This is a genomic window from Pseudoalteromonas sp. SG41-2 (genome assembly GCF_014164535.1).
Classification (GTDB): Bacteria; Pseudomonadota; Gammaproteobacteria; order Enterobacterales; family Alteromonadaceae; genus Pseudoalteromonas; species Pseudoalteromonas rhizosphaerae.
In genome coordinates, this window is the sequence record NZ_JACJFK010000001.1 from 257,404 (window position 1) to 280,871 (window position 23,468).

Below are 23,468 nucleotides of genomic sequence, written 5' to 3' on the forward strand. Positions count from 1 at the left end.
AAATTTAAAGGGGGTGTGGCGCGTTTGCACAAAATTAGTACAATCAACAAATAAAAGTAATAACTGCTTACCTCAGTTTAGGACTTATTTAACGACTTAAAGAATGACTGAATAACCTTAAATTGTTCACAGGTTTATGCCAATAACTATAGGCACTATAAACGCTTTGCACGCACTGTATTCACGCAAAGGGTTTGAATGCCCTAAATATCAATTCATGCCATCACGGCTTTAATGGCCTCTAAGCCTTTTCGCAAAGTGCTGGCATCGGTTGCATAATTAATGCGAATACACTGGTGTTTGTGTGCCCAAGCATCATCAATACCAATAAAAAAATTATGCCCGGGAATAATATAAACATCCTGCTCTTTAAGCTTTTGGTAAAGTTGTTCGCTGGTTATTTTTGCCTCTTTAAACCACAGCCACATAAAAAATGCGCCTTCTACTTTGTGTAAGTAAACGGGGAGGTGGGCAAATATTTCATCAAACAAGTTCATTGCTGTTTGTGCTTTTTCTCGATAAAAAGGCAGCACTGAATTTTTACACAGCGGAAGGAGTTCATCTTCATTAATAAGGCGCGTTACTAAACTTGGGCCAAAACTATTCGGCGACAAAACCATACTGCCATTCACACGGCCAATGGCTTTAATTATGTCATTGTTAGCCACTACAATACCGGTTCGCAAACCCGGTAGGCCAAGCTTTGAAAGTGACATGCATAAAATAATGTTTGAGTTCCAGGTTAAGTTTGCGTCGGTATAAATACACCCAGGGAATGGGTCGCCGTAGGCGTTATCAATGATCAGTGGGATATTATATTGCTTAGCCAATAAATCGAGATGCTGTACTTCTTCATCAGTAATGACATTGCCTGTTGGGTTAGTCGGGCGCGATACACACAGTGCGCTAATGCTGCTGTCGCTTGCTAATACTTGCTCAACAGCTTTAAAATTAATGATATATTTAAATTGGTTTGAGCCACTTTCAGTATTTAAAATTTCGATATCGGGCTTTATTGCTACAAACATATCGTCAGTTAAGCCTTGATCTGCATAGCCTACATATTCAGGTGCCAGCGGAAATAAAACCTTTTTATGGCTTCCATCAGGCATACTGCCAGCTAACAGATTAAATAACACAAAAAAATTGGCTTGGCTGCCATTACCAAGCGCTATATTATTTGCGGTTAAATCCCATGAGTATTCACTTTTTAGTTGCTTGGCCAGAGCTGCACGAAATGCATCATTACCCGTTGGGCCATCGTAAAGTCCAAATACGTTGGAAAGTGTATTATTAGCAACAAGCTTTTGTAACTCATTGATAAAAATATTATTAACCTCAGGCACTAAGGCCGGATTACCACCACCGAGCATAACAATATTTGGATTGTTACTGTTTTTAGCATCGCCTAAATCTTCCATTAACTGAGTAATACCATTAGGTTGAGTAAATTTAGTGCCGAAGTTTGAGTAATCCATAATGACCGTGTGCCTTAAAAAATGATAAGTTAGTGTAAATTAACACTATGAATTTGATATTGAAAAATTTTCACCGCTTAGATTACTATAGCGATAACCCGCTATAATCGTTTTTCATATTTTAAGTAGGGCAGCCTTATCAGCAACCTTGAATCACACACTAAAACACCTTTAAACACCACAGCAGACGATTCGGTTATTACTGATACGATTCTTAAAATTGCCACTTTTAACTTGTTTAATTACCTTGAGCCGCCTAATGCCTATTATGAATTTGAACGCATATACACCGCAGAGCAGTGGGCTAAAAAGCAGCGTTGGCTTGTAAATTACTTAACCGAACATCAGCCTGATGTGATTGGTTTTCAAGAAGTATTTAGTATTGAGTCGCTTAAAGAATTAGTTAAAGAGCAAGGTTATGCGTACTTTGCCGTGGTAGATGAGCCCCAGGTAATCGACGACTTTATTTACAAACGCCCTGTTGTGGCAATAGCCGCAAAATACCCAATTGCTGAAGTGGCAACTGTTGAGCATGACCATGAGCTTGCTGAAACCCTTGGTTTAACTGAGGATTTTACATTTAGCCGAAAGGTGCTTAGAGCTACAATAACCTTACCGCATATCGGCAACACGGATTGTTATGTGGTGCATTTTAAGTCTAAGCGCTCAATGATAGAGCTTGATGAGCAAAACAAAGAACTCACACCCGAAAAAAATATTATCGAGCTATTAAAAGCCGATATAGCAGGGAGTTGGGGCTCAACTATTCAGCGCGGCAGTGAAGCCACATTACTGATGATGGACATCATTGCGCGCCGCGAATCTACACAAAACCCCATGGTTTTAATGGGCGATTTTAATAACGACTTAGCTGATGGCGTTTTAAGCCATTTACTAACAAATACACTGCGCTTTGCCCCTGCGTTTGACAGTAACACTTACCTTGCAAAATATTGCCTTAACGACGCATGGCAGTTATTTGCAAGGTCGCAATTAAATTTGGCTAATCAAAATAATCAAAATAATGAAAATACAGTGGATTTAAAGCGAAAGCCTACCCATTATTTTGGCGCGAGCAGCTCAGTGCTTGACTACATTTTGTTGTCTTGCGAGTTTGACTCAAGTTACGACGACAGCTTTTTTGAGGTGAGCCATTACCATACTTACGATCGTCATTTAATTAACCCTGAATTTGAGCGTGATGATTTAAGCACCGATCATGGCGTGGTATTGATTAGCTTAGCATTAAGGTCGTAGCGGATTTTGTTACTATAAATTGCAAGCTAATTTGCCGCTGACATAATTAATATTAAGGCGCTCAGTAGGTGCCTTGATGTTTTCCCTTTCTTTTATCCTGCTGTTTTAAAAAATCACTAATAATTAGTGCATTAACTCTAATTTATATTGATCCACATCATCTTTATTAACGGTGAGAGTGGTAGATTAGTGACGCTGGATTTTTAAGTTCGTTTAAATCGCTTATTACAACTACCCTTGTTGTACTTACAAAGCAGGGTTGCTTTCATATAACAAATAGCGTGCTGTATCCTAAAAATTTTTACCTTGACTACCCTCACTTACATTACTTTATACATACATGGAGTTTTAGCACATGACAATTAAATCAACGTTCAAATCTTTGAGTAAGCTCGCTGTATTGGTCATTGTGGGGGGGGCTGGCTGGTATGCTTGGCAAACCTTGCAGCCTACATCATTTGCTGAACAACTCCCTGGCAGTGTTGCCTATGGGAATGGGCGAATTGAAGCGACTGAGTACGATATTGCTACAAAATTACCGGGCCGCTTAGTTGACGTTATGGTGCAAGAAGGCGATATGGTTAAAGCGGGTCAAACGCTAGCGGTTATTGACACTGATGATTTAAATGCACAGTTACGTGAAGCTCAGGCGGGACTTCGTGTTGCCAATGAGTCTCGTAAATACGCATTAGCGATTGTAGAACAGCATAAAAGTGAGCTTAATTTTGCCCAAACTGAATTGCGCCGCTCTGCAAAATTATTGGAAAAAGGCCATATTTCAAAAGAAGTGGTAGATCAACAACGAACCACCTCTGCTATTGCGCAAGCTGCTTTAACCGCGGCAAACGTAAAAGTTGTGCAGTCGGATGCTGAAATAGAAGCAGCGCAGGCACGTATTGAGCGATTACAAAGCAACATAGCCGACAGCACGCTCACAGCACCAATCAATGGTCGCATATTGTATCGATTAGCTGAGCCTGGCGAAGTGCTTGGTAGTGGTGGTAAGGTTTTATCGTTATTGGATTTAACCGATGTTTATATGAGTATATATTTACCAACAGCGCAAGCGGGCAAGGTAACAATAGGCTCACAAGCGCGCATTGTTATTGATGCTGTTGCCGAGTATACATTGCCGGCTAAAGTGACGTTTGTATCTGCACAGGCGCAATTTACCCCTAAATCGGTAGAAACCCGAAACGAGCGCGATAAACTGATGTTTAGAGTTAAGGTAAAGCTCGACTCGCAGTTATTAAAAGATCATATCAAACAAGTAAAAACAGGGGTGCCAGGGCTTGCTTATGTGTTGTTAGCGCCTGAAAAAAATTGGCCTACGTCATTACAGGTACGAGTGCCTGAATAATGGATAACGACGATAAAAACATTCAACAGCCACCAAGTGAAAGTGTGGTTACGCTTACTAAGGTGAGCCATCGCTATGCTAATAATCGCGTGCTGGACAACATTAGTATTTCATTACCTGCCGGGAAAATGGTCGGGTTTATAGGCCCTGATGGCGTAGGAAAATCAAGCTTGCTGGCACTTATAGCGGGGGCAAGGGCGATTCAAGAGGGGGAGGTTGAGGTATTAAACGGCAATATGCGCAGCAGTGGTTTTCGTAATACGGTGTCGCCACGCATTGCTTACATGCCTCAAGGGCTTGGCAAAAATGTGTATCCAACACTTTCTGTGTTTGAAAATATAGATTTTTTTGGTCGTCTATTTTCTCAAAATAAAGCCGAGCGAAAACAACGAATTAATAACCTTTTAAAAAGTACAGGCTTAGAGGCATTTGCCGATCGCCCCGCAGAAAAGCTCTCTGGTGGGATGAAACAAAAACTCGGTTTGTGCTGCGCACTGATCCATGACCCTCAATTATTAATTTTAGATGAGCCAACTACCGGAGTTGATCCGCTATCGCGTCGTCAATTTTGGCAATTAATAAACAGTATTCGCGCTGAAAATACACAAATGAGCGTACTGGTTGCGACCGCCTACATGGAAGAAGCCGATGATTTTGATTGGCTAGTTGCTATGGACGATGGAAAAGTAATCGGTACGGGCAGCCCACAAAACCTGAAAGCGCAAACTAATAAAGAATCGCTTGATGAAGCCTTTATAGCATTACTTCCTGAAGAAAAGCGCCATGATCATCAGCGGTTAGTTGTGCCACCTCGTAAACAAGACTTAAACACAACTCAGTTCGCTATAGAAGCAAATGGATTATGTAAAACATTTGGCGATTTTACCGCTGTTAACAATGTGAGTTTAAGTATTGAACAAGGTGAAATTTTTGGCTTTTTAGGCTCAAATGGCTGTGGAAAAACCACCACAATGAAAATGCTTACCGGGTTACAACCGTCAACCAGTGGCGAAGCAAAATTGTTTGGTGAAAAGGTCGATGCCAATAACATCGAAAGCCGCAAACGCGTTGGTTTTATGTCGCAAGCGTTTTCGCTTTATAACGAGCTTACAGTGAAGCAAAACTTGGTATTGCATGCACGTTTATTTCACTTACCCGCAGAGAAAATAGAGCCGCGCGTTAAAGATTTAATTACTCGGTTTAACCTTAAAAAATACAGTGACGATTTTCCTACCGATTTGCCCCTAGGTATTCGCCAGCGTTTATCGCTTGCTGTTGCGGTAGTTCATAGCCCTGAAATGCTCATACTTGATGAGCCCACATCGGGTGTAGACCCCGTTGCAAGGGATGACTTTTGGCAGCTACTCATAGAGCTTTCGCGCGAACAAGGCGTGACTATTTTTATTTCGACTCACTTTATGGATGAAGCGGCACGTTGCGATAGAATTTCGTTAATGCATGCAGGTAAAATACTTGCCAGCGATACGCCAGCTGCACTGTGCCAAGCGCGTAATACCGACACACTAGAAGCTGCCTTTATTGAATATTTAGAAGAGGCGGTAAATGCAGCGGGAGCAAGCTCGGCGATACAAGCATCGATAACGGATAAACCCAAAGCATTGGCTACAGCGCCCGCTACTCGTAAAAATAACACTAACCCCACATTTAGTTTGTTGCGGTTATTTGGTTATGCGCATCGCGAAACGCTAGAGTTATGGCGCGATCCTATTCGCCTAACGTTTGCTTTGCTGGGCTCGATAATTTTGCTGTTTATTTTAGGTTATGGCATTACATTTGATGTTGAAGATTTAAGCTTTGCGGTACTAGATCAAGACCAATCACCCGAGAGCCGCAACTACATTCAAAATATGGCAGGTTCGCGTTACTTTATTCAAAAAGCAGATATTAAAAGCCCGCAAGAACTTGATAAACGAATGCGCAGTGGTGAGTTAAGCGTGGCCGTTGAAATTCCACCTAACTTTGCTCAGCAATTTAAACGCGGCCGTAAACCTGAAATTGTAGTGTGGATTGATGGTTCTATGCCGTTTAGGGCAGAAACGATTAATGGTTATATGAGCGGCGTGTATTACAGCTATTTAACCAACTTATCTTTGCGCACTTATGCACAAGTACCAAACTTAGTGCCAGCTAATATTGAATCTCGCTATCGTTATAACCAAGATTTTAAAAGCATTGAGGCCATGGTGCCGGCGGTTATTCCACTGCTATTGGTATTTATTCCTGCGATATTGATGGCGCTTGGCGTAGTGCGGGAAAAAGAGTTGGGTTCAATCATAAACTTATATGTAACACCGGTTAACCGGCTGGAATTTATTATTGGCAAACAGCTGCCTTACATTTTAGTGAGTATGATCAGCTTTTTTGGCTTAGTCGCACTTGCTATTACCGTGTTTGGTGTGGCGCTAAAAGGCAGCTTTTGGGCGCTTAGTTTGGCTGCATTATTATACGTTACAGCGACTACCGGAGTTGGGCTGTTAATTTCGGCTTTTACAAAAACACAAATTTCAGCACTGGCAGCCACTACGGTGATTGTGTTGATGATTGCCGTTAACTTTTGTGGGCTAATTGACCCTGTTTCTTCCTTAGAAGGATTTGGCGCTATTATTGGCAAACTGTTTCCGACCACCTACTTTTTAGAGGCATGTCGGGGGGTCTTTAATAAAGCGCTTAATTTTTCTGATTTATCAGCCCAGCTACTGCCTTTATTCGCTTTTATACCCGTGCTGACTCTGGCCAGTGTATTTTTACTTCCAAAGCAGGACAAATAGCCATGCAACGTCGCGGAAACATTGTTAATTTAGGTATTAAAGAGTTGCGTAGTTTATGGCGTGATAAGGTTTTGCTGCTATTCGTTTTTTTTGCTTTTACTGGGTTGATTTATGTTGTGGCTTCAGCCACGTCGATAGAGTTAAATAATGCGCCGATTGCAGTTGTTGATCACGACCAATCGCAATTATCTAAGCGTATTATTAATGCCTTTTATGAGCCTTACTTTAAAACGCCAGACAGTATTTCATTAAGCGATGTTGACTCAGCTATGGATAATGGCCGTTATACTTTTGTGCTTAATATCCCGCCTTATTTTGAGCGTGATGTACTTGCAGCTAAGCAACCTACAATTCAAGTAAATATAGATGCTACGCGCATGTCGCAAGCATTTATTGGTGATAACTATATTCAAACTATTATTAACGGCGAAGTAAATGAGTTTGTGCAAGGTTATCGAACCGTTTATTCACTGCCAATAAAGCAATCGGCGCACATTATGTTTAATCCAAACATGACAAGTGTATGGTTTGGTAGCGTGATGGAATTGATGAACGTGATCACAATGATTTCGATTATTTTAACTGGCGCCGCGGTGATCCGTGAACGCGAACACGGCACATTAGAGCATTTATTAGTGATGCCGTTAAGCCCCTTTGAAATAGTGATGGCGAAAATTTGGGCCAATGGGTTAGTGATTTTATTACTGACTACGTTTTCATTATTTATTGTGATCGAAGGTTTATTACAAGTGCCTATTCATGGCTCGGCGGGCTTATTTTTATTTGGCGTTGCGATTCATTTATTTGCGACCACATCGCTGGGTATATTGTTGGGAACGCAGGCGCGCACTATGCCGCAACTCGGGTTATTGATGATCTTAATTTTATTACCATTACAAATGCTCTCTGGCGGTGTTACGCCGCGAGAAAGTATGCCTGAGGTGGTGCAAAATATAATGTTATTGGCGCCAACAACGCATTTTGTAAAATTTGCTCAAGCAATTTTATACCGAGGGGCAGGGTGGGATGTAGTTTGGCCTTACTTTTTAGCGTTAGTTGTTATTGGCAGTGTGTTTTTTACTGTTGCATTAATGCGCTTTCGTAAATCAGTGGCGCAAGGTTAGGGTAATATACCAACCTGCATAAATATTTGAACAATTTAACGAATTAAATCACCCTATAACGTTGTTAAAAATTTTTCATTTAGAACAACTAGATATCAAAAATTTTGCCTAGTTATAGAGCAATTTTCTTATCGTTAAAATAGATCCCATATCCAAGCAGATTGGTATTAAATATAACGCGTGTTTTCAAAAAAGTGGCTGTGATAAAGCCACCCGTTAACGTTAAAGCGCTAATGGGTGGCTATTGAAGTATGGGGGAGTGATACCATCCGCAATAATAATTAAGCGAATGGGTATGACTTAGTTTAGTCTTGGGTTAATTTCTAAAGGAGACAGCGTAATGGTCGCATTACTGCTTGCTCCTTTATATTCTTGATAGTCTTTGTTTTCAAACAGCGTGTAAAAAACATCAACATAATCGTCATTATTAGTAAACCATTCATCCGGCATTGCTTTTAGCAGTTCATTGGTCAGCTTAGGGATAATGGCATAACCCTGCGCTTGTAAATCAGGAATGCTCGCCATCACTTGCTCTGATATTTCTAATAATTTTATTGCTAAAGTTTTATAGTTGGTGTTGTCATCTTGTTCCATTAAGAGTAAATCAACCGCCTGCCAACGATAACGCTGCCAATGAATGAGTACCTGATTAGGGCTGTAATCGGTTTGATCATGATCTAAATACGGTAAATCAACGATATCTAATATTGGTTCATCTCGGGTCGGGTCGATACCCGTTACAATGGCATAAATTTCAGCACCACCTGAGATCCAAGGTTCTTTGTCATCTTCTAAGCGTATTTTTTTCAATACACTGGTTTGCAGAGGTTTTTCATTGCTTAACTGGTTTTGTGGACTAACCGTGGTTTTACTGAATTTGTTAGCAGATAAAATTCCTCTCATTACTGCAATACCCGCATCTTGTACTTTTTGTTGATCTAATTCGACAATAAATACAGGTTGGGTCGGCATTTGATCAACACTAAGATAATGAATGTCACCATACTGATCGAACGCTTCAATCTCGCTCCATTGCGAATCGTCACCAGCAGGTGCAAATGCAAATAAAGGGCGTTCGCCTTGCTGCCAAGCGCTAAGCATTGTGTCACTTGCCAAACGCACTTGTAACAAACTACCGGTGTTTTGTGGTAAACCTTTAAGTTGTTGTAACGCGCTGTTTGCTAAACGAGTATTTTGTTGTGTGTGCATGCCTAAAGACGGTAGCTGGTCCGCATTCAAAACCAGTTTATATTGGCTTAGCGTTTGTTTAAGATCAGCGTTTAATACACTGTAATTAAGCGCTATTTGTTTTGCGAAATTGCGTTTAATGGTGGTTACGTCTTTGTATTGCGCCAACTTAGACAAGTTTTCACCTTTTTCGATTTCATATTGAGCTGAAAAAGCGGGCGCTGATACACAGTTCAACAGCGCTAAAGTTGCTAAGCACTTGGTTATTTTATTCATCATATTTATTTTACCGTTCCGTTATCAGTAACGCTATAAAACAATACTTAGAATAAATAATCAAATAAAAATTATAAAATACGTAATTAGTACTGGTTTTAAGTTGCGCTCAGACTCTAAAAAAATACCAAGACGCTGTGATAGAGTAAGTTTTATATAAAGAATGAATCTATTACAAAAAATTATTTTACTAAAAAGTAATTGCTATATACATCAGTGGCTTATCTTTGGCTTGATAGTTGCTGTAACTACTACTCTAATAACAACACAAAGGATTAAACAATGACCGATATAGCACATTCAGCGTTTATAGCATTTTATTTATATTTAATTATGATGTTAGTACAGTGGGCAGTGGCGACGTTTAGTAAAGCCAAACAGCCTGGGGCTGTGCCAGGAAAAATTGATAAAGACCTATCTCATGAGAGTTTTATATTTAGAGCGCATCGCACCTTTCATAACACATTAGAAAACAGCGCGTTATTTATAGGAACGGTTTTATTTGCTTTTGTGATGAATTACCACAGTTCGGTTTTTGCAATCTGTATTTGGGTTTACGTCATTGCACGTTTAATTCATATGGCACTGTATTACGCAATTGCCACCGAGAAAAACCCCAGCCCGCGTAGCTACTTCTTTTTGATTGGCGTAATTGCGAATCTAGTTATGCTGGTGATGCTAGGGCTAAGATTAGCCAGCTAATAAAACCTGATAAAGCGAGAAGCATTATTTGCTTCTCGTTTTTAAATTTAATTATCTACTACAGGTTTTTTTGTGCGAGAAACCCAAAAGCAAATTAACGAACCAATCGTCACCAGCACAACACCTTGTTAAAAAGAGTCAGCTAAAGCAACGGATAAGTAAATAGAGGCAAACACAGTTGAAAAAATAGGGGTAAAATAAGACAAGGTGCCTAAAAGTATCATATTGCCACCTATAACGGCCTGATTTCAAAAAGCATATCCTGACCCAATAACAAGAGTATCGAGACTGGAAATACGATGATCTACTTATGGAGCTTGAATTTAAGGCAAACGATATACTCTTGCTTATTTCAGCTTAAATAACTATGAATTGTATGCTGTAACCTGGTACGAAAAATGGATATTGGGACGTAAGATTCAGTTTAATTCGTCATCACCGATGAAAAAGATACGTACAAAATTTCGGCGTTTTAATCGGAACTTCACAAAGCAAACTATTGTTTTCTAACCGACCTTTTTCTAAATATATTTGGTTGCCATCCCCAGTGTAGGGAACCGAGCCGTAAAAATACGGTAATAAAGAGTGCGCCTAAAATACACCAAACATAAGGTACTTCTAATAGAAACAGTGTGGCATAAGTTAAGCCACCAGATAGACACGCGGTGGAGTAGAGCTCTTCGCGCATGACAAGGGGGACTTCACGGCATATTACATCGCGCATTAGACCACCAAAGATGCCCGTGGTCATGCCCATAGTAATAGCCACAATCATCGTAGTGCCTTCGATTAAGGATTTTTCAATGCCAACAATATTAAAAATTGCCATGCCCAAAGCATCGACCAGCAACATGTAATAGTTTGATACGTGAGGTAAATGACGAATAAATATTACGGCGATAAATATGGCGCTGTATGTTGCGTATAAGTAATCCGGTTCGGCTATCCAAAATACTGGCTGGTTTAACAATACGTCGCGCAGTGTGCCACCGCCGAGCGCTGTTACTGACGCGACAACCACAACACCAAACCTCCTATGTTTTTTTCATGGCCCATTAGAGTACCTGAGATGGCAAAAAACGCTACCCCGATCAAATTTAACAAATGAAAATAGTCAGATGCCATTGTGGTCTCCATACCATTACCAAAAAAGTAGCCTATTAGGATAGCGTACTGATGATTTATTTAGCCTGAACATAGGTATTGTGCATGATTAAGTTTTAAAACAGTGCTTGCAGCGCTCTTATATTCTCAGTACAAGAATGCAAATAAGCGCTGATACAGCTAAATTCGGCACTATAAATTGACTTAAAGCGCAAATAAATTGAACGCATTAAATGGTTGTTCGTCCATAAATCATTGCTATTAGCTGTTGTTATAGTTATAACTGATGTTGGTTGTTTCAGAAGTTTCTGAAAGTAAAAAGGAGGTTGCCGAGTGTTTTGCACTCAAATTACCAGGATAATACCCATCTAATGCGCGTGTTTTGCGCCTCTCTAATTGGAGAAGTAAGTGAATAAACATGTTTTTGCTGCTGCCGCCCTCAGCTCTGTTATGGGCTTTACGCTTCCAGCGTTTGCTGATGTTCCAAACCCGATTGATACTCCATATTCCGGCACTATAAAAATAGCGGTTGATGCCACAGATCTAGCTCATCGTATTTTTAAAATAAACGAAACTATCCCTGTTAGTGCTGGTGAAATGACTTTGCTTTATCCACAATGGATACCTGGACATCACTCACCAGTTGGACCAATAAGTCATTTGGCTGGATTGAAAATGTCAGCAAAAGGTAAAGTGATCGAATGGCAACGAGATCCTGGCAATGTATATGCTTTTAATCTTAAGGTTCCTAAAGGTGTACGTGAGTTGCATGTTGAATATCAATTCTTGTCACCACAAAGTTCAGCGCAAGGGCGCGTTATGATGACGCCAGAAATGCTCAATTTACAATGGGATACAGTAGCGCTTTACCCTGCTGGGCACTATAGCCGTAAAATTAAATTTCAACCGAGTGTAACGTTACCAAAAGGGTGGCAGTTTGCTACTGCACTTGAAAAATCTTCGCAAAAAGGCAATACAGTTACCTTTGAGGGAATTGATTTTGAAAACCTTGTAGACTCGCCAATGTTTGCCGGTAGCCACTATAAGCGTGTTGATTTAAACCCAAATGCAGATACTCCGGTGTTCTTAAATGTCTTTGCCGATAAAGAAAAAGATCTTGAGATCAGTGCTGAAGGGTTAACAGCACACCGTGAGCTTATTCAACAAATGTATGCGCTTTATGGTGCACATCACTTTGATCATTATGACTTTTTACTTGCCCTGACAGATAAGTTAGGCGGTATCGGCATGGAACATCATCGCTCAAGTGAAAATAGCGCGAAAGAAAATTATTTTACTGACTGGGATAAGTCATGGGTCGGTCGCGATTTATTAGCACACGAATTTAATCATTCATGGAATGGTAAATATCGTCGCCCTGACGCATTATGGACACCGACCTATAACCAAGTTAAAGAAGCTAATGGTTTATGGGTATATGAAGGGCAAACACAGTTTTGGGGGCAAGTCATTGCGGCTCGTTCTGGACTTTGGAGCCAAGAAAATGCGATGGATATGCTAGCTCGTTTAGGTGCAACCTACGACCAAGGCCGACCTGGCATGGCATGGCGTAATATTTTAGATACAACCAACGATCCAACTATCGCTCAGCGTTCATCTTTGCCTTATCGTAGTTATCAAATGAGCGAAGACTATTACTCTGGTGGAGAATTAATTTGGTTTGCGGTTGATGCAAAATTACGTGAATTGAGTAACAACAGTCATTCATTAGATGATTTTGCCCAGAACTTTTTTGGCGTAAACCCGGGTGATTGGAATGTGTTGACCTATAAATTTGATGATGTGATTAACACGCTTAATGGTATTGAAAAGTATCAATGGGATGACTTTATTAATTCGCGTTTAAAAGGCCATGTTAACTTATCTAAATCACTGGAAGACCAAGGTTGGAAATTGACCTATAACGATAAAGCCTCTGATGGCATTAAAGCAATTGAAAGCCGCTATAAATCGACTGATTTACTTTATTCTCTGGGCTTCTCGGTAAATAAAGAAGGCAAAATGCGTGACGTATTATGGGATAGCCCTGCATTTAATGCGGGTCTTGCGCCAAGTATGCAAATTGTTGCCGTTAATAATACTCAGTTTAGTGCTGATGCACTCAAAGATGCAGTGACGGATGCTAAAGGCTCAAAAGCGCCAATTAAGCTCTTGGTGAAAAACTTTGATCAGTACAGTGAAATTCAGATCGATTATCATGATGGCCTTAAATATCCTCACCTTGAACGTATTGAAGGTAAGCCTGACTATTTATCACAACTACTAACCGCACGATAAAATAAATCCGCGTAGGTTTATCAATACTTTTAAATATACCCACAGAGTGTGGGTATATTTATTTCATGCCAACCGATTATGATTTTGCATGTACGTTGAAGTTATGGTTATTTTTTCATTGCAAAGTAATCCACAACTAACTGCGTCATAGCATTCACGCCTAATTGCAGTGCTTGCTCGTCAGCGAAAAACTGTGGTGAATGATTACTTGCTGCCGTTTTTGCATCTTGACCTTGTGGGGTAACACCTAAAAAGAAAAACAATCCAGGAGTTTCTAAAGCGTAATAGCTGAAATCTTCAGCGCCGGTGATCAAATCAGTGGTAATGATATTCTCAGCCCCAGCAACTTTAGTTAGTGTTGGCGTCATTTTTTGCGTGAGTTTTACATCGTTTACGGTGACAGGGTAGCCGTGGTCGATATGTACATCAGCTTTAGCACCACCGGATTCAGCGACCATTTCAGCTGTTTTCACTAAACGTTTTTTGATATCAGCGCGCATTGCTTGGTCAAAGGTGCGAATCGTGCCAATTAACTCGACACTATCGGGAATGATATTGGAACGTACGCCGCCATTAATAGCACCAAACGAAATAACTGACGGCGCTTTAGTAACATCAACTTGGCGAGATGAAATTGTTTGTGTGGCCATAATTATTTGTGATGATGCCACAATCGGATCAACACCATTCCATGGTCGTGAACCATGAGTTTGGCGGCCTTGTACATTGATTGTAAATGAATCTTCACTGGCCATAAGCGGACCTTCACGGAAGCCAATTTGGCCTGTGTTTAATGAACTGGTTACATGTAAACCAAACACGGCATCAGGTTTTTCTTTAAATAAGCCTTCTTTTAGCATGAGTTCAGCACCGCCTTCTTCACCTTCTGGGGCACCTTCTTCAGCTGGTTGAAAGACAAATAATACATCACCCGCTAAGTCATCTTGAATTTTAGCCAAAGATTCAGCTACAGCCATTAGAATAGCGACATGGTTATCATGGCCGCAGGCGTGCATAACACCTACTTCATTACCACGGTAGGTTGAGGTCTGAGTTGAAGCAAACGGTAAATCAACTTGCTCAGTGACAGGCAAGGCGTCCATATCGGCACGCAGTGCCACCAAAGAGCCTTTTTTACCACCTTTGAGTTTAGCAACTACACCAGTATGGGCTATCCCAGTTTGTACTTCGAGCCCCAGTGCTTTTAAATGTTTAGTAATGTATTTAGCCGTTTCAAATTCGCGGTTACTAAGCTCTGGGTATTGGTGAAGATGGCGTCGCCAAGTGATCACTTTTTCACTTACACTGTGGTTAGCTTTTTTTAGATTCTTGTTGATCTGTTGATCAGGAGCTGCTGCAAAACTTGGTGCAGATAACGTACTTAGCAATAACCCGCTGTAAATAACTTTGTGTAACATAGTGATCCCTTTTATTATTTGATTATTAAAACTAATGTAGAGTAAACCGATATGAATGAACAGGACCGTGCGATAATTAACCAAGGAAATTGGTTTAGTAGCCGCTCGGAAGAATTTCAACACCAGCTATTGTTACATGCAAAAGTAATTAAACTCGATGCGGGTGAAGCATTATTTTTAAGAGGAGATGAAAATGCGGGTTTATACGCTGTTGTTAATGGAGTTATGCGAGTCAGTGGAGTAAATGGAGAAGGTAAAGAAGCGGTACTGAGTTTTATAGATCCCGCTATTTGGTTTGGTGAAGTTGCTTTATTTGATGGTGGTTTGCGTACCCACGATGTTTATGCACAAACACCCGCTCGATTGCTACATGTACCGCATCGGGCACTGATACAATTATTAACAATCACGCCTGTTTATTGGCATGATTTTGGTGTTTTACTTTCACAAAAAATGCGGCTGCTGTTCACTTCATTAGAAGATCATGCTTTATTAACTGCACAGCAGAAAGTCTGTAAACGGCTGGTTATGATGGCAACCATGTCGCTGCCCAGTAATACCGCTACTATTATGTTATCGCAGCAACAACTCGCAGATATGACCTATTTAACTCGTCAAACTATTAATCAAATCTTGCAGTTATTAAGTGCAAAAAAGCTTATTTCCCTGCATTACCAGCGTATAGAAATTCTTGATAAACAACAGCTGGCTTTACTTGTACATTAGCTGCGTTATTATTTTTACCTGATATGGGTTCATTGGCCTTAAATTTGCTTTATAAAATAAAACTATCAATGGATTTGAAGCAATGATCTCACTAACATTTAATAACTATTACCGTACAGAACCTTATAACCTCCTGTGCAAGCGAAAAGCATAAGCCGTTCTAAAGCGGCAACCGAATTGCCAGAAACGGCAAAAAATAGCCAAGTTGATACTGTTAGTAGCCTTAAAAACCCTTCATATGGAAAGACTTTTTAGAAAAAGCAAATGAAGCGCTTATTTATCAACGATTAGGTGTTGATAAAGATAAAATAGCTGAACTTAAGGCCGCGATTGAAAAGCTGACAGAAAAAATACAACAGCAGGGGGGAATGACGAATTAGCAAAACAAATGGAATCGTTACAAAAAATGCTTGGACAAGAATATCAAAAAGGCCGTGAGTTACAATCTAAAACTCCAGATCACGATAAAGGTAAAATCATAAGCGCATTTGTATAAGTGGATTTTACAAATGTCGGGTAGAAGACATTCTCGCGTTGTGTTAACTGCTAAAGTAAATAATAAGATAATTATATAAAGTAGAGAAAATGAAAACACTGCAACAACAACTGGGCAATTATGGCTTATATCACCGTTCAAAACGCAATGTACTCACACACTTTTTTGGTATTCCACTCATTGTATACGCTGTATTGTGTTTATTAGCGCGTATTTATTTACCGGTTGCTGATCATGTTATCAATGGCGCTCATGTTTTTGTGTTAGCTACTGTGATTTATTATTTACTGCTTAATGTCTCACTAGGTTTGATAATGGCTGTTATTTTAGTAGTAATGAGTATAGCGGCTGCGCCAATAGCTTCACTTAGTTTTACTAGCTGGTTAGCTGTTAGTATAGGTGTTTTTATTTTTGGCTGGGTTTTACAGTTTATTGGGCATTATTTTGAAGGTAAAAAACCAGCTTTTGTTGATGACTTAATCGGGCTTATCATTGGGCCATTATTTGTGCTTGTTGAGGCGCTTTTTTTACTCGGACTATATAAACAACTTGAGCAACAGATCACAGACATTGCGGGTCCTACAAAGCCTTAATAATAATCATAGGTAGAGCATGAACTTTAATAATAAAACGGTGTGGATCACCGGGGCATCATCAGGTATTGGTAAAGAGTTAGCGATACAGTTAGCACACTTAGGCGCTAATATTATTTTATCAGCCAGAAGTGCAGATAAACTAAATCAACTTTGTAGCGAGTTACCGGCTGGACAACACAAAGTAATACCTCTTGATTTATCACAACCTGAGCAGGTACTTGAGTATGTTACAAATAGTATGGCTACGATTGGTAACGTTGATATTTTAATTAATAATGGTGGCGTGTCGCAGCGTAGTTTGTTTTTAGAAAATGACTTTATTGTGTATCGTCAACTTATGGAAGTTAACTATTTTGGTTTGATTGCGCTAACTAAAGCGGTATTACCGAGTATGGTTAAAAATGGCGGCGGCTGTGTAGTATCAATCAGCAGTGTCGCAGGTAAAGTTGGCTCTAAGTTCAGAACCGGTTACTCAGGCTCTAAATATGCAGTCGTTGGTTTTATGGATTGTTTGCGAGCTGAAGTGGCCAATAAAAACATTCATTGTTTGACTATCTGCCCAGGCTCTATAAAAACGGCTATTGCTCATAATTCACTTAATGAATATGGTATTGCGCAAAATAAGGCTGAATACTCCATTGAAAATGGTATGGATGTAACGGCTGCTGTGAAGCAAATGGTCAGTGCAATAGCTAGACGTAAAGATGAAGTGGTGGTTGGCGAGGGGATCAGTGGCTGGGCTCCGACTATAAAACGTTTCTTTCCTAGTTTTTTTAATCGTATGACAGCGAAAAAGAATTATCGTTAAACAAACGATGAATAATACCGTGCTGGTATGCATTAACAACGGATTTATAGTTTATAAATTAGCTATAAATTGATTTTTCTGCTGTATTAGTAAACAGTTGTGCGTAGAACGATGGGTTAGAGTGTAGAAAAAACAGGCGATCGTTTATGCTCTCGCTGGAATTGGTCTTTTATACTTGCACCGATAATTATATGCCCTTAAAGTAACTAAAATTATGTAAACGAGTGATGAATACTGTGGAACAAAAACAACTTAAAGAATTAACACCAGAAGAACAAGAACAAGCAAAGCAGCAAAGTATTGCATGGCAACGTGAGTGTTTTCAAAATGCACAAAAGCATTTAGCAGAGAAGGGCGTAATGCCAAAAACTTTGCTAGAAAAAGAAAGCCGCTTTATCGCTCCGTTATGTGCCCTATGGAAGTTTAAAGGCCAAGACGGTAAAAGTTATTGGGTTATCACCGGTCGCTTACCAACTGATCATGCGTTAGCATCAGTTGCCGAAAATGCGCGTGATGCGCTGCGATATTTTTCTCTGCAATGGCAGTTAAAAGCAGATCAAATTATGCAAACCGGTGGACACGATAAAACTAAAGTTGATTTTGCAAACCTACTAATTAATCGTGCGCATGGTATTTATGAAATGTACGAAAAAGAAGAGCTGTGGGCAAACGAAGTTAATTGACCTGAAAGCTTATTTATAATTTTAACTTAAAGATTTTAATATAAAAACAGCTTTAAAAATTAAAAAAGCGAACGTGTTATGTGGAGTTACACATTAATATGTTCGCTTTTTTAATGCCCATTGCGTTAAATTGGTGGTTTTTAACTCGCTAGGATGGCCATTTTTAATAAATTTTTATCAATGCACCAGTGTAAATGGTTTCGTATTGAATTTATTAATGGGGCATTGCATACGAAGCCGTGGAATACCTGCTTCCATAAACACACAACCTTGTTGTTCAAAGCCATTACGTTTAAATCGTTCTACCTCATTTAAAATACAATTAATGCTGACGCAATCACAACCCTGCTGTTGTGCAAGCTCAACAATATAATTCAGCAATGAACGATAGACGGAGCGATTACGGTGCTCTGGCAGCACCGCAATACGGCCAATAAGGCCATCGCTACATAATCGGCCTGTTGCAACTGGGCCTTGGCTGTCATCTGTTACCAGTATATGATGAGCATATCTATCAAGATTATCAAACTCGATATGTTTGGGAATATGTAGTTCACATACAAATACCCGCTCTCTGATCTGTTGTAGTAACTCCTTGCCTATATCCCATTCTACCTTGTTGATATGATAGCCCATACAAACACACTCCTAGCAAAACCAAATCCCCTCATTAATTAGTGTAGTAAAGGTTTGTATAAAAACTAAACTATTTTTTGAACTATTTAGTTGCTCTGCTGTCACCATAGTATGGTCAGTGAGTAATTTAACCGCAGTTAAGTCACTAACAGGGAGTGGGTAGTTTTCACCATTTACGCTCAGAAGTATTTCATTTTCAAAAACTTGATACAATGCACGGGTGCCACCGAGGCGCTCAAAAATCACATCATCATCATTCAATAGCTCAGCTATTTGTTCACTATTAAATAAATCTTCTGGCGGCATTAAATCCATTTCATGCTTAGGTTGACTAAGTGTATTACCTAACCAAGATTTAAGTAATGCGTCGTCATTTAGGGCCGCTTGCATTAATAGTTTAATGTTTTCGACTTCGCAAGCTTGGATCTCACCTTTAGAATCGCGCAGTGTTATTGCAGGGTCTTGATAACGGCTATTTCCCGCTTCTTTATCAATAATGTGATCAGCAAAGTTTGATAATAGATCGCGTTGATTTGGTGCACGAAATCCGATCGAGTAGTTTAATGCGTTTTCTACAGCATAACCTTCATGTGGGCAGCCCGGCGGGATGTATAAAATATCGCCTGGTTCTAGGATGCAATCAATCACGGCTGGAAATTGTTCAACTTGTAATAAACTTTTATTTTGTGCAAATTGTTTTAGTTTATTATCTGGCATACCGACACGCCAATGACGCTTGCCTTCACCTTGAATAATAAATACGTCATATTGATCTAAATGCGGACCGACTCCACCCCCAGGCGTTGAAAAGCTGATCATTAGGTCATCAATACGCCAATTAGGAATAAACCGAAATGGTTCCAGCAGCTGCGCAGCATTAGGATGCCAATGATCGACTGCTTGTACGAGTAGGGTAGAATGTTGCTCGGTTAGTAATTCAAAATCTTCAAATGGGCCATGATGCGCTTGCCAGTCATTATCATGATTAGTGATAATACGCGATTCAATGCTCTCTTCCATGGCAAGACCGGCAAGCTCATTAGCATCAAGCGGGTCGGCAAAGTCTGTAAACCCTTGCTTGATCAAGAGCGGTTTTTTTTGCCAAAACTGTGTTAGAAAGTCTTGCTCGGATAAGTCGTTAATCGTTAATTGATACATGCTGCGCCCATTAAAATGAAAAAAGCGAAAGGCAAGAGCCTTTCGCTTTATAGTGTATATAAAATAAGTTGTCGCAGAAAGCTTAAACTAGGTTGTCGATAAACTCGACAGCACGACCAATATAGTTAGCCGGTGTTAGTTTTTTCATTTCTACTTTTGCTTCTTCCGGTAACTCTAAACCATCGATGAAGTCAGCCATGATCTCTTGATTTACACGTTTACCACGGGTTAAATCTTTTAGCTTTTCGTATGGTTTTTCGATGCCGTATTTACGCATTACCGTCTGAATTGGCTCTGCTAGCAGTTCCCAGTTCTGATCCAACTCGTCAAGTAATCGTTGCTCGTTTACTTCTAACTTGCTTACACCTTTTAGGGTTGACTGGTATGCAATTAGCGCATAACCCATACCAACACCTAAGTTACGCAGTACTGTTGAGTCAGTAAGGTCACGTTGCCAGCGAGATACCGGCAGCTTTTGCGCTAGATGAGCGAAAATAGCATTTGCTAGACCTAAGTTACCTTCTGAGTTTTCAAAATCAATCGGGTTAACTTTATGTGGCATAGTTGATGAACCAATTTCACCCGCAATGGTTTTTTGTTTAAAGTGATTTAGCGCTATATAGCCCCATGCATCACGGTCAAAATCTAATAAGATAGTGTTAAAGCGAGCAATCGCATCAAATAACTCGGCAATGTAGTCATGCGGTTCAATTTGCGTTGTAAATGGGTTGAATGTTAACCCTAGGCTAGTTACAAATTGCTCAGCATGATTGTGCCAATCGTAATCAGGGTAGGCACTGAGGTGAGCATTGTAGTTACCTACAGCACCGTTGATTTTACCTAGCATTTCAACTTGTGCAATTTGGTCACGTTGACGCTTTAAACGCATATATACGTTGGCAAATTCTTTGCCCATAGTTGAAGGTGTTGCAGGTTGACCGTGAGTACGTGTCATCATTGGTACTGCTTTGTACTCAATGGCTTTTTCTTTAATTGCATTAAGTAGTTGATCACAGTAAGGAAGTAATACTTCGTTACGTGCTTCAGTGAGCATTAAACCGTGAGACAGGTTATTGATGTCTTCTGATGTACATGCAAAGTGAATAAATTCATTAATTGCATGTAACTCGGCGTTGTCAGCTACTTTTTCTTTTAATAAGTATTCAACGGCTTTAACATCGTGGTTTGTAGTACGCTCGATATCTTTTACACGTTGCGCATCGGCTTCGCTGAAGTTATCAACAATCGCGTTAAGTAAAGCATTGGCTTCGTCGCTAAATGCCGGTACTTCTTTGATCGCATCAGCTGCTGCAAGGGCTTGTAACCAACGAACTTCGACTGTTACACGGTATTTTATCAAGCCAAATTCGCTGAAAATACTGCGTAGTTCAGTGGTTTTGCTGCCGTAGCGACCATCCACCGGAGAGATAGCTGTTAACGCTGAAAGCTCCATAATAACTCCTAAATTTTAGTTTTGAACGATAATTAAATATGGTTTTTAGCAATGGCGATAATTCTTCTTTTCGCAAAGAAAAAGTGACGGCGTTTACCGCCCATTTGTCGCCATAATACTGCACTGCGAATACCTGCTAATAATAATGCACGTATTTTGTGTTGTACTAATTGCTGTTTTAGTAAGTCAGGCTTGCCATAAACCTGAATTCGGTGCCCTAGGGGGCTAAGCACCTTTGAATAAATATCGGCAAGAGCCGTAATAACAGTGTCATCAGTAATAGCAAAGTGATCAAGACGTCGCTTGATATCATCAATGCTTTTACCAAGCTCTGCTAAGCTACTTGCTTTTGCGCTCAGTGCACGCTCAAGTTGCATTAAACCGCCAACGTATTTGACGATTTCAACATCTTTCTTTTCACCTGCACTGAGTTGATCAAGTAAGATTTTATAACCATCTCTTAGATTCTCAGTGCCTTGATACACATCACTGGGTGAATCAGGGGAGGTTTGTACAATACTGGTTAATAGTTTTTCTAATTCGTAATCGTTGCTACTGCCGTACTGCGCTATTTTTTGAACTTGTTTAGCAACTTGGCACATGGCTGCTAATGCCATGACTTGGTGTTCATTCATTATTTGATCACCGAATCAATAATACCGCCACCTAAACATATTTCGTTGACATAAAACACCGCAGATTGTCCTGGGGTTACTGCTTTTTGTGGTTCATCAAATAATACTCGGGCAAAACCATCATCGCCAACGAGCAGCGTACAGTTTAGGTCTTCTTGACGATAGCGAGTTTTTACCGTGCAGCGGGTGGTACCTTTTGGCCCAACACGATCAACCCAGTGTAATTGGTTGGCATTTAGTCCATTGCTGTAAAGACGCGGATGGTCTTTACCTTGACCAACAATCAATACGTTGCGTTCTAAGTCTTTATCTACTACATACCATGGTTCGCCAGAGCCTTCTCTCATGCCACCAATTAGCAAACCTTTGCGTTGACCGAGAGTGTGATACATTAAGCCTTCGTGCTCACCAACGTTGTTACCGTCTGTGTCTTCAATAACACCCGGTTGTGCAGGTAAGAATTTTTGTAGGAAGTCTTTAAACTTACGCTCACCGATAAAGCAAATACCGGTACTGTCTTTTTTATCGTGGGTAATTAAGTCTTGCTCTTCAGCAATGCGACGCACTTCAGGTTTGGCAATATCACCAACTGGGAACAGCGTTTGTGCAATATGTTCATGACTTAATGTGTATAAAAAGTAGCTTTGGTCTTTGTTATCATCAAGACCACGACACATAACGTATTTATCATCGCGTAATTCACGGCGTACATAATGGCCCGTGGCTATAAAATCAGCGCCAAGCGCCGTTGCTGCAAATTCTAAAAAAGCTTTGAATTTGATTTCTTTATTACACATGATGTCAGGATTTGGCGTACGGCCTGCTTTATATTCAGCAAGAAAGTACTCAAATACGTTATCCCAATATTCTGCGGCAAAATTAACTGTGTGTAGTTCAATCCCCAGCTTGTCACAGACTGCTTGCGCGTCTTTTAAATCGTCGGCAGCAGCGCAATATTCATCATTATCATCTTCTTCCCAGTTTTTCATAAACAGGCCTTCAACTTGATAGCCTTGTTGTTTTAATAAATAAGCTGATACAGAAGAATCAACACCGCCGGACATGCCAACGATGACTTTAATGTGACTATTTTCGCTCATGGATAATTTCGCTTATACAGGTTGCTGTCATTTAAACTACTAGCGCATATGCGTATTACAGAGCTAAAAGGAGACACTCTGACAAATTACGCAGGCTATGAAAGGCCGCGATTATAGCAGTATACCCAAACCACCTCAAGGTGCAGAATTCAGCGTTTCACAGGGGCTTAATATCAAGGCGTT

At 40.1% G+C, this 23,468-nt stretch carries 18 protein-coding genes and 3 pseudogenes; 11 read left to right on the plus strand and 10 right to left on the minus strand.

Features of this window, described 5'->3' with window-relative positions; genetic code table 11:
- Positions 1-215: 215 nt before the first annotated feature.
- The gene (locus H5186_RS01060; protein ID WP_028835861.1) at positions 216-1,478 is read right to left on the minus strand and encodes a valine--pyruvate transaminase; all 1,263 of its coding nucleotides are present in this window, start codon (positions 1,476-1,478) and stop codon (positions 216-218) included.
- 234 nt (positions 1,479-1,712) lie between these two features.
- Here H5186_RS01060 and H5186_RS01065 point away from each other — a divergent pair, with 234 nt between their 5' ends.
- From H5186_RS01065 to H5186_RS01080, 4 genes are all read left to right on the plus strand, one after another.
- Entirely contained in the window at positions 1,713-2,735 is a 1,023-nt protein-coding gene (locus tag H5186_RS01065) for an endonuclease/exonuclease/phosphatase family protein (RefSeq protein WP_182794012.1), read from the plus strand.
- 355 nt (positions 2,736-3,090) lie between these two features.
- Entirely contained in the window at positions 3,091-4,095 is a 1,005-nt protein-coding gene (locus H5186_RS01070) for an HlyD family secretion protein (RefSeq protein ID WP_182794013.1), read from the plus strand.
- The gene (gene rbbA, locus H5186_RS01075) at positions 4,095-6,884 is read left to right on the plus strand and encodes a ribosome-associated ATPase/putative transporter RbbA (RefSeq protein ID WP_182794014.1); all 2,790 of its coding nucleotides are present in this window, start codon (positions 4,095-4,097) and stop codon (positions 6,882-6,884) included. Before H5186_RS01070 ends, rbbA begins: the two co-directional genes overlap by 1 nt.
- Before the next feature lie 2 nt (positions 6,885-6,886).
- Complete coding sequence (locus H5186_RS01080) at positions 6,887-8,008, plus strand: ABC transporter permease (RefSeq protein WP_182794015.1); 1,122 nt, start codon at positions 6,887-6,889, stop codon at positions 8,006-8,008.
- A gap of 300 nt (positions 8,009-8,308) precedes the next feature.
- Here the strand turns inward: H5186_RS01080 and H5186_RS01085 are convergent, their stop codons facing one another.
- On the minus strand, positions 8,309-9,475 hold the full coding sequence (locus tag H5186_RS01085) for a DUF3103 family protein (protein WP_182794016.1): 1,167 nt from the start codon (positions 9,473-9,475) through the stop codon (positions 8,309-8,311).
- A 279-nt stretch (positions 9,476-9,754) separates the two neighbouring features.
- Between H5186_RS01085 and H5186_RS01090 the strand changes: the two genes are divergently transcribed.
- Entirely contained in the window at positions 9,755-10,174 is a 420-nt protein-coding gene (locus H5186_RS01090; protein WP_182717402.1) for an MAPEG family protein, read from the plus strand.
- Positions 10,175-10,221: 47 nt separating this feature from the next.
- Here H5186_RS01090 and H5186_RS22930 read toward each other — a convergent pair.
- Positions 10,222-10,452, minus strand: a pseudogene (locus tag H5186_RS22930) (EamA family transporter); the annotation flags it as partial.
- Between H5186_RS22930 and H5186_RS23280 the strand changes: the two are divergent.
- Positions 10,449-10,684: pseudogene (locus H5186_RS23280) on the plus strand (ClbS/DfsB family four-helix bundle protein); the annotation flags it as partial. The pseudogenes H5186_RS22930 and H5186_RS23280 overlap by 4 nt on opposite strands.
- On the opposite strand, the pseudogene H5186_RS01100 reads toward H5186_RS23280, so the two are convergent.
- Positions 10,671-11,299: pseudogene (locus H5186_RS01100) on the minus strand (trimeric intracellular cation channel family protein). The pseudogenes H5186_RS23280 and H5186_RS01100 sit on opposite strands and share 14 nt — an antisense overlap.
- 387 nt (positions 11,300-11,686) lie before the next feature.
- Between H5186_RS01100 and H5186_RS01105 the strand changes: the two are divergent.
- The gene (locus H5186_RS01105; protein ID WP_310737072.1) at positions 11,687-13,576 is read left to right on the plus strand and encodes a peptidase M61; all 1,890 of its coding nucleotides are present in this window, start codon (positions 11,687-11,689) and stop codon (positions 13,574-13,576) included.
- 107 nt (positions 13,577-13,683) lie between these two features.
- On the opposite strand, the gene H5186_RS01110 is transcribed toward H5186_RS01105, so the two are convergent.
- Positions 13,684-14,994 carry an amidohydrolase gene (locus H5186_RS01110; RefSeq protein ID WP_182760895.1) on the minus strand — a complete coding sequence of 437 codons (1,311 nt, stop codon included), beginning with the start codon at positions 14,992-14,994 and terminating at the stop codon, positions 13,684-13,686.
- Positions 14,995-15,045: 51 nt separating this feature from the next.
- On the opposite strand from H5186_RS01110, the gene H5186_RS01115 reads away from it, so the two are divergent.
- From H5186_RS01115 to H5186_RS01130, 4 genes are all read left to right on the plus strand, one after another.
- The gene (locus H5186_RS01115) at positions 15,046-15,720 is read left to right on the plus strand and encodes a Crp/Fnr family transcriptional regulator (RefSeq protein ID WP_182739623.1); all 675 of its coding nucleotides are present in this window, start codon (positions 15,046-15,048) and stop codon (positions 15,718-15,720) included.
- 585 nt (positions 15,721-16,305) lie between these two features.
- Positions 16,306-16,809: a DUF962 domain-containing protein gene (locus H5186_RS01120; RefSeq protein ID WP_145233124.1), complete on the plus strand. Its 504-nt coding sequence runs from the start codon at positions 16,306-16,308 to the stop codon at positions 16,807-16,809.
- A gap of 19 nt (positions 16,810-16,828) precedes the next feature.
- Complete coding sequence (locus tag H5186_RS01125) at positions 16,829-17,620, plus strand: SDR family oxidoreductase (RefSeq protein WP_182794017.1); 792 nt, start codon at positions 16,829-16,831, stop codon at positions 17,618-17,620.
- Positions 17,621-17,847: 227 nt separating this feature from the next.
- A complete protein-coding gene (locus H5186_RS01130; RefSeq protein ID WP_220493027.1) occupies positions 17,848-18,303 on the plus strand; it encodes a DUF4826 family protein in 456 nt (151 codons plus the stop codon).
- Positions 18,304-18,480: 177 nt separating this feature from the next.
- On the opposite strand, the gene H5186_RS01135 is transcribed toward H5186_RS01130, so the two are convergent.
- From H5186_RS01135 to mnmA, 5 genes are all read right to left on the minus strand, one after another.
- Complete coding sequence (locus tag H5186_RS01135) at positions 18,481-18,939, minus strand: GNAT family N-acetyltransferase (protein WP_145233126.1); 459 nt, start codon at positions 18,937-18,939, stop codon at positions 18,481-18,483.
- Between the two features lie 12 nt (positions 18,940-18,951).
- Positions 18,952-20,097: a cupin domain-containing protein gene (locus tag H5186_RS01140; RefSeq protein ID WP_182794018.1), complete on the minus strand. Its 1,146-nt coding sequence runs from the start codon at positions 20,095-20,097 to the stop codon at positions 18,952-18,954.
- Between the two features lie 82 nt (positions 20,098-20,179).
- Positions 20,180-21,550, minus strand: coding sequence for an adenylosuccinate lyase (gene purB, locus H5186_RS01145; protein ID WP_145233128.1), 1,371 nt, complete (start codon positions 21,548-21,550; stop codon positions 20,180-20,182).
- 32 nt (positions 21,551-21,582) lie between these two features.
- Entirely contained in the window at positions 21,583-22,185 is a 603-nt protein-coding gene (gene hflD, locus H5186_RS01150; RefSeq protein ID WP_149982535.1) for a high frequency lysogenization protein HflD, read from the minus strand.
- Positions 22,185-23,285, minus strand: a complete 1,101-nt coding sequence (mnmA, locus tag H5186_RS01155) for a tRNA 2-thiouridine(34) synthase MnmA (RefSeq protein WP_182717411.1) — start codon at positions 23,283-23,285, stop codon at positions 22,185-22,187. The genes hflD and mnmA overlap by 1 nt, the downstream gene beginning before the upstream one ends.
- Positions 23,286-23,468 lie beyond the last annotated feature (183 nt).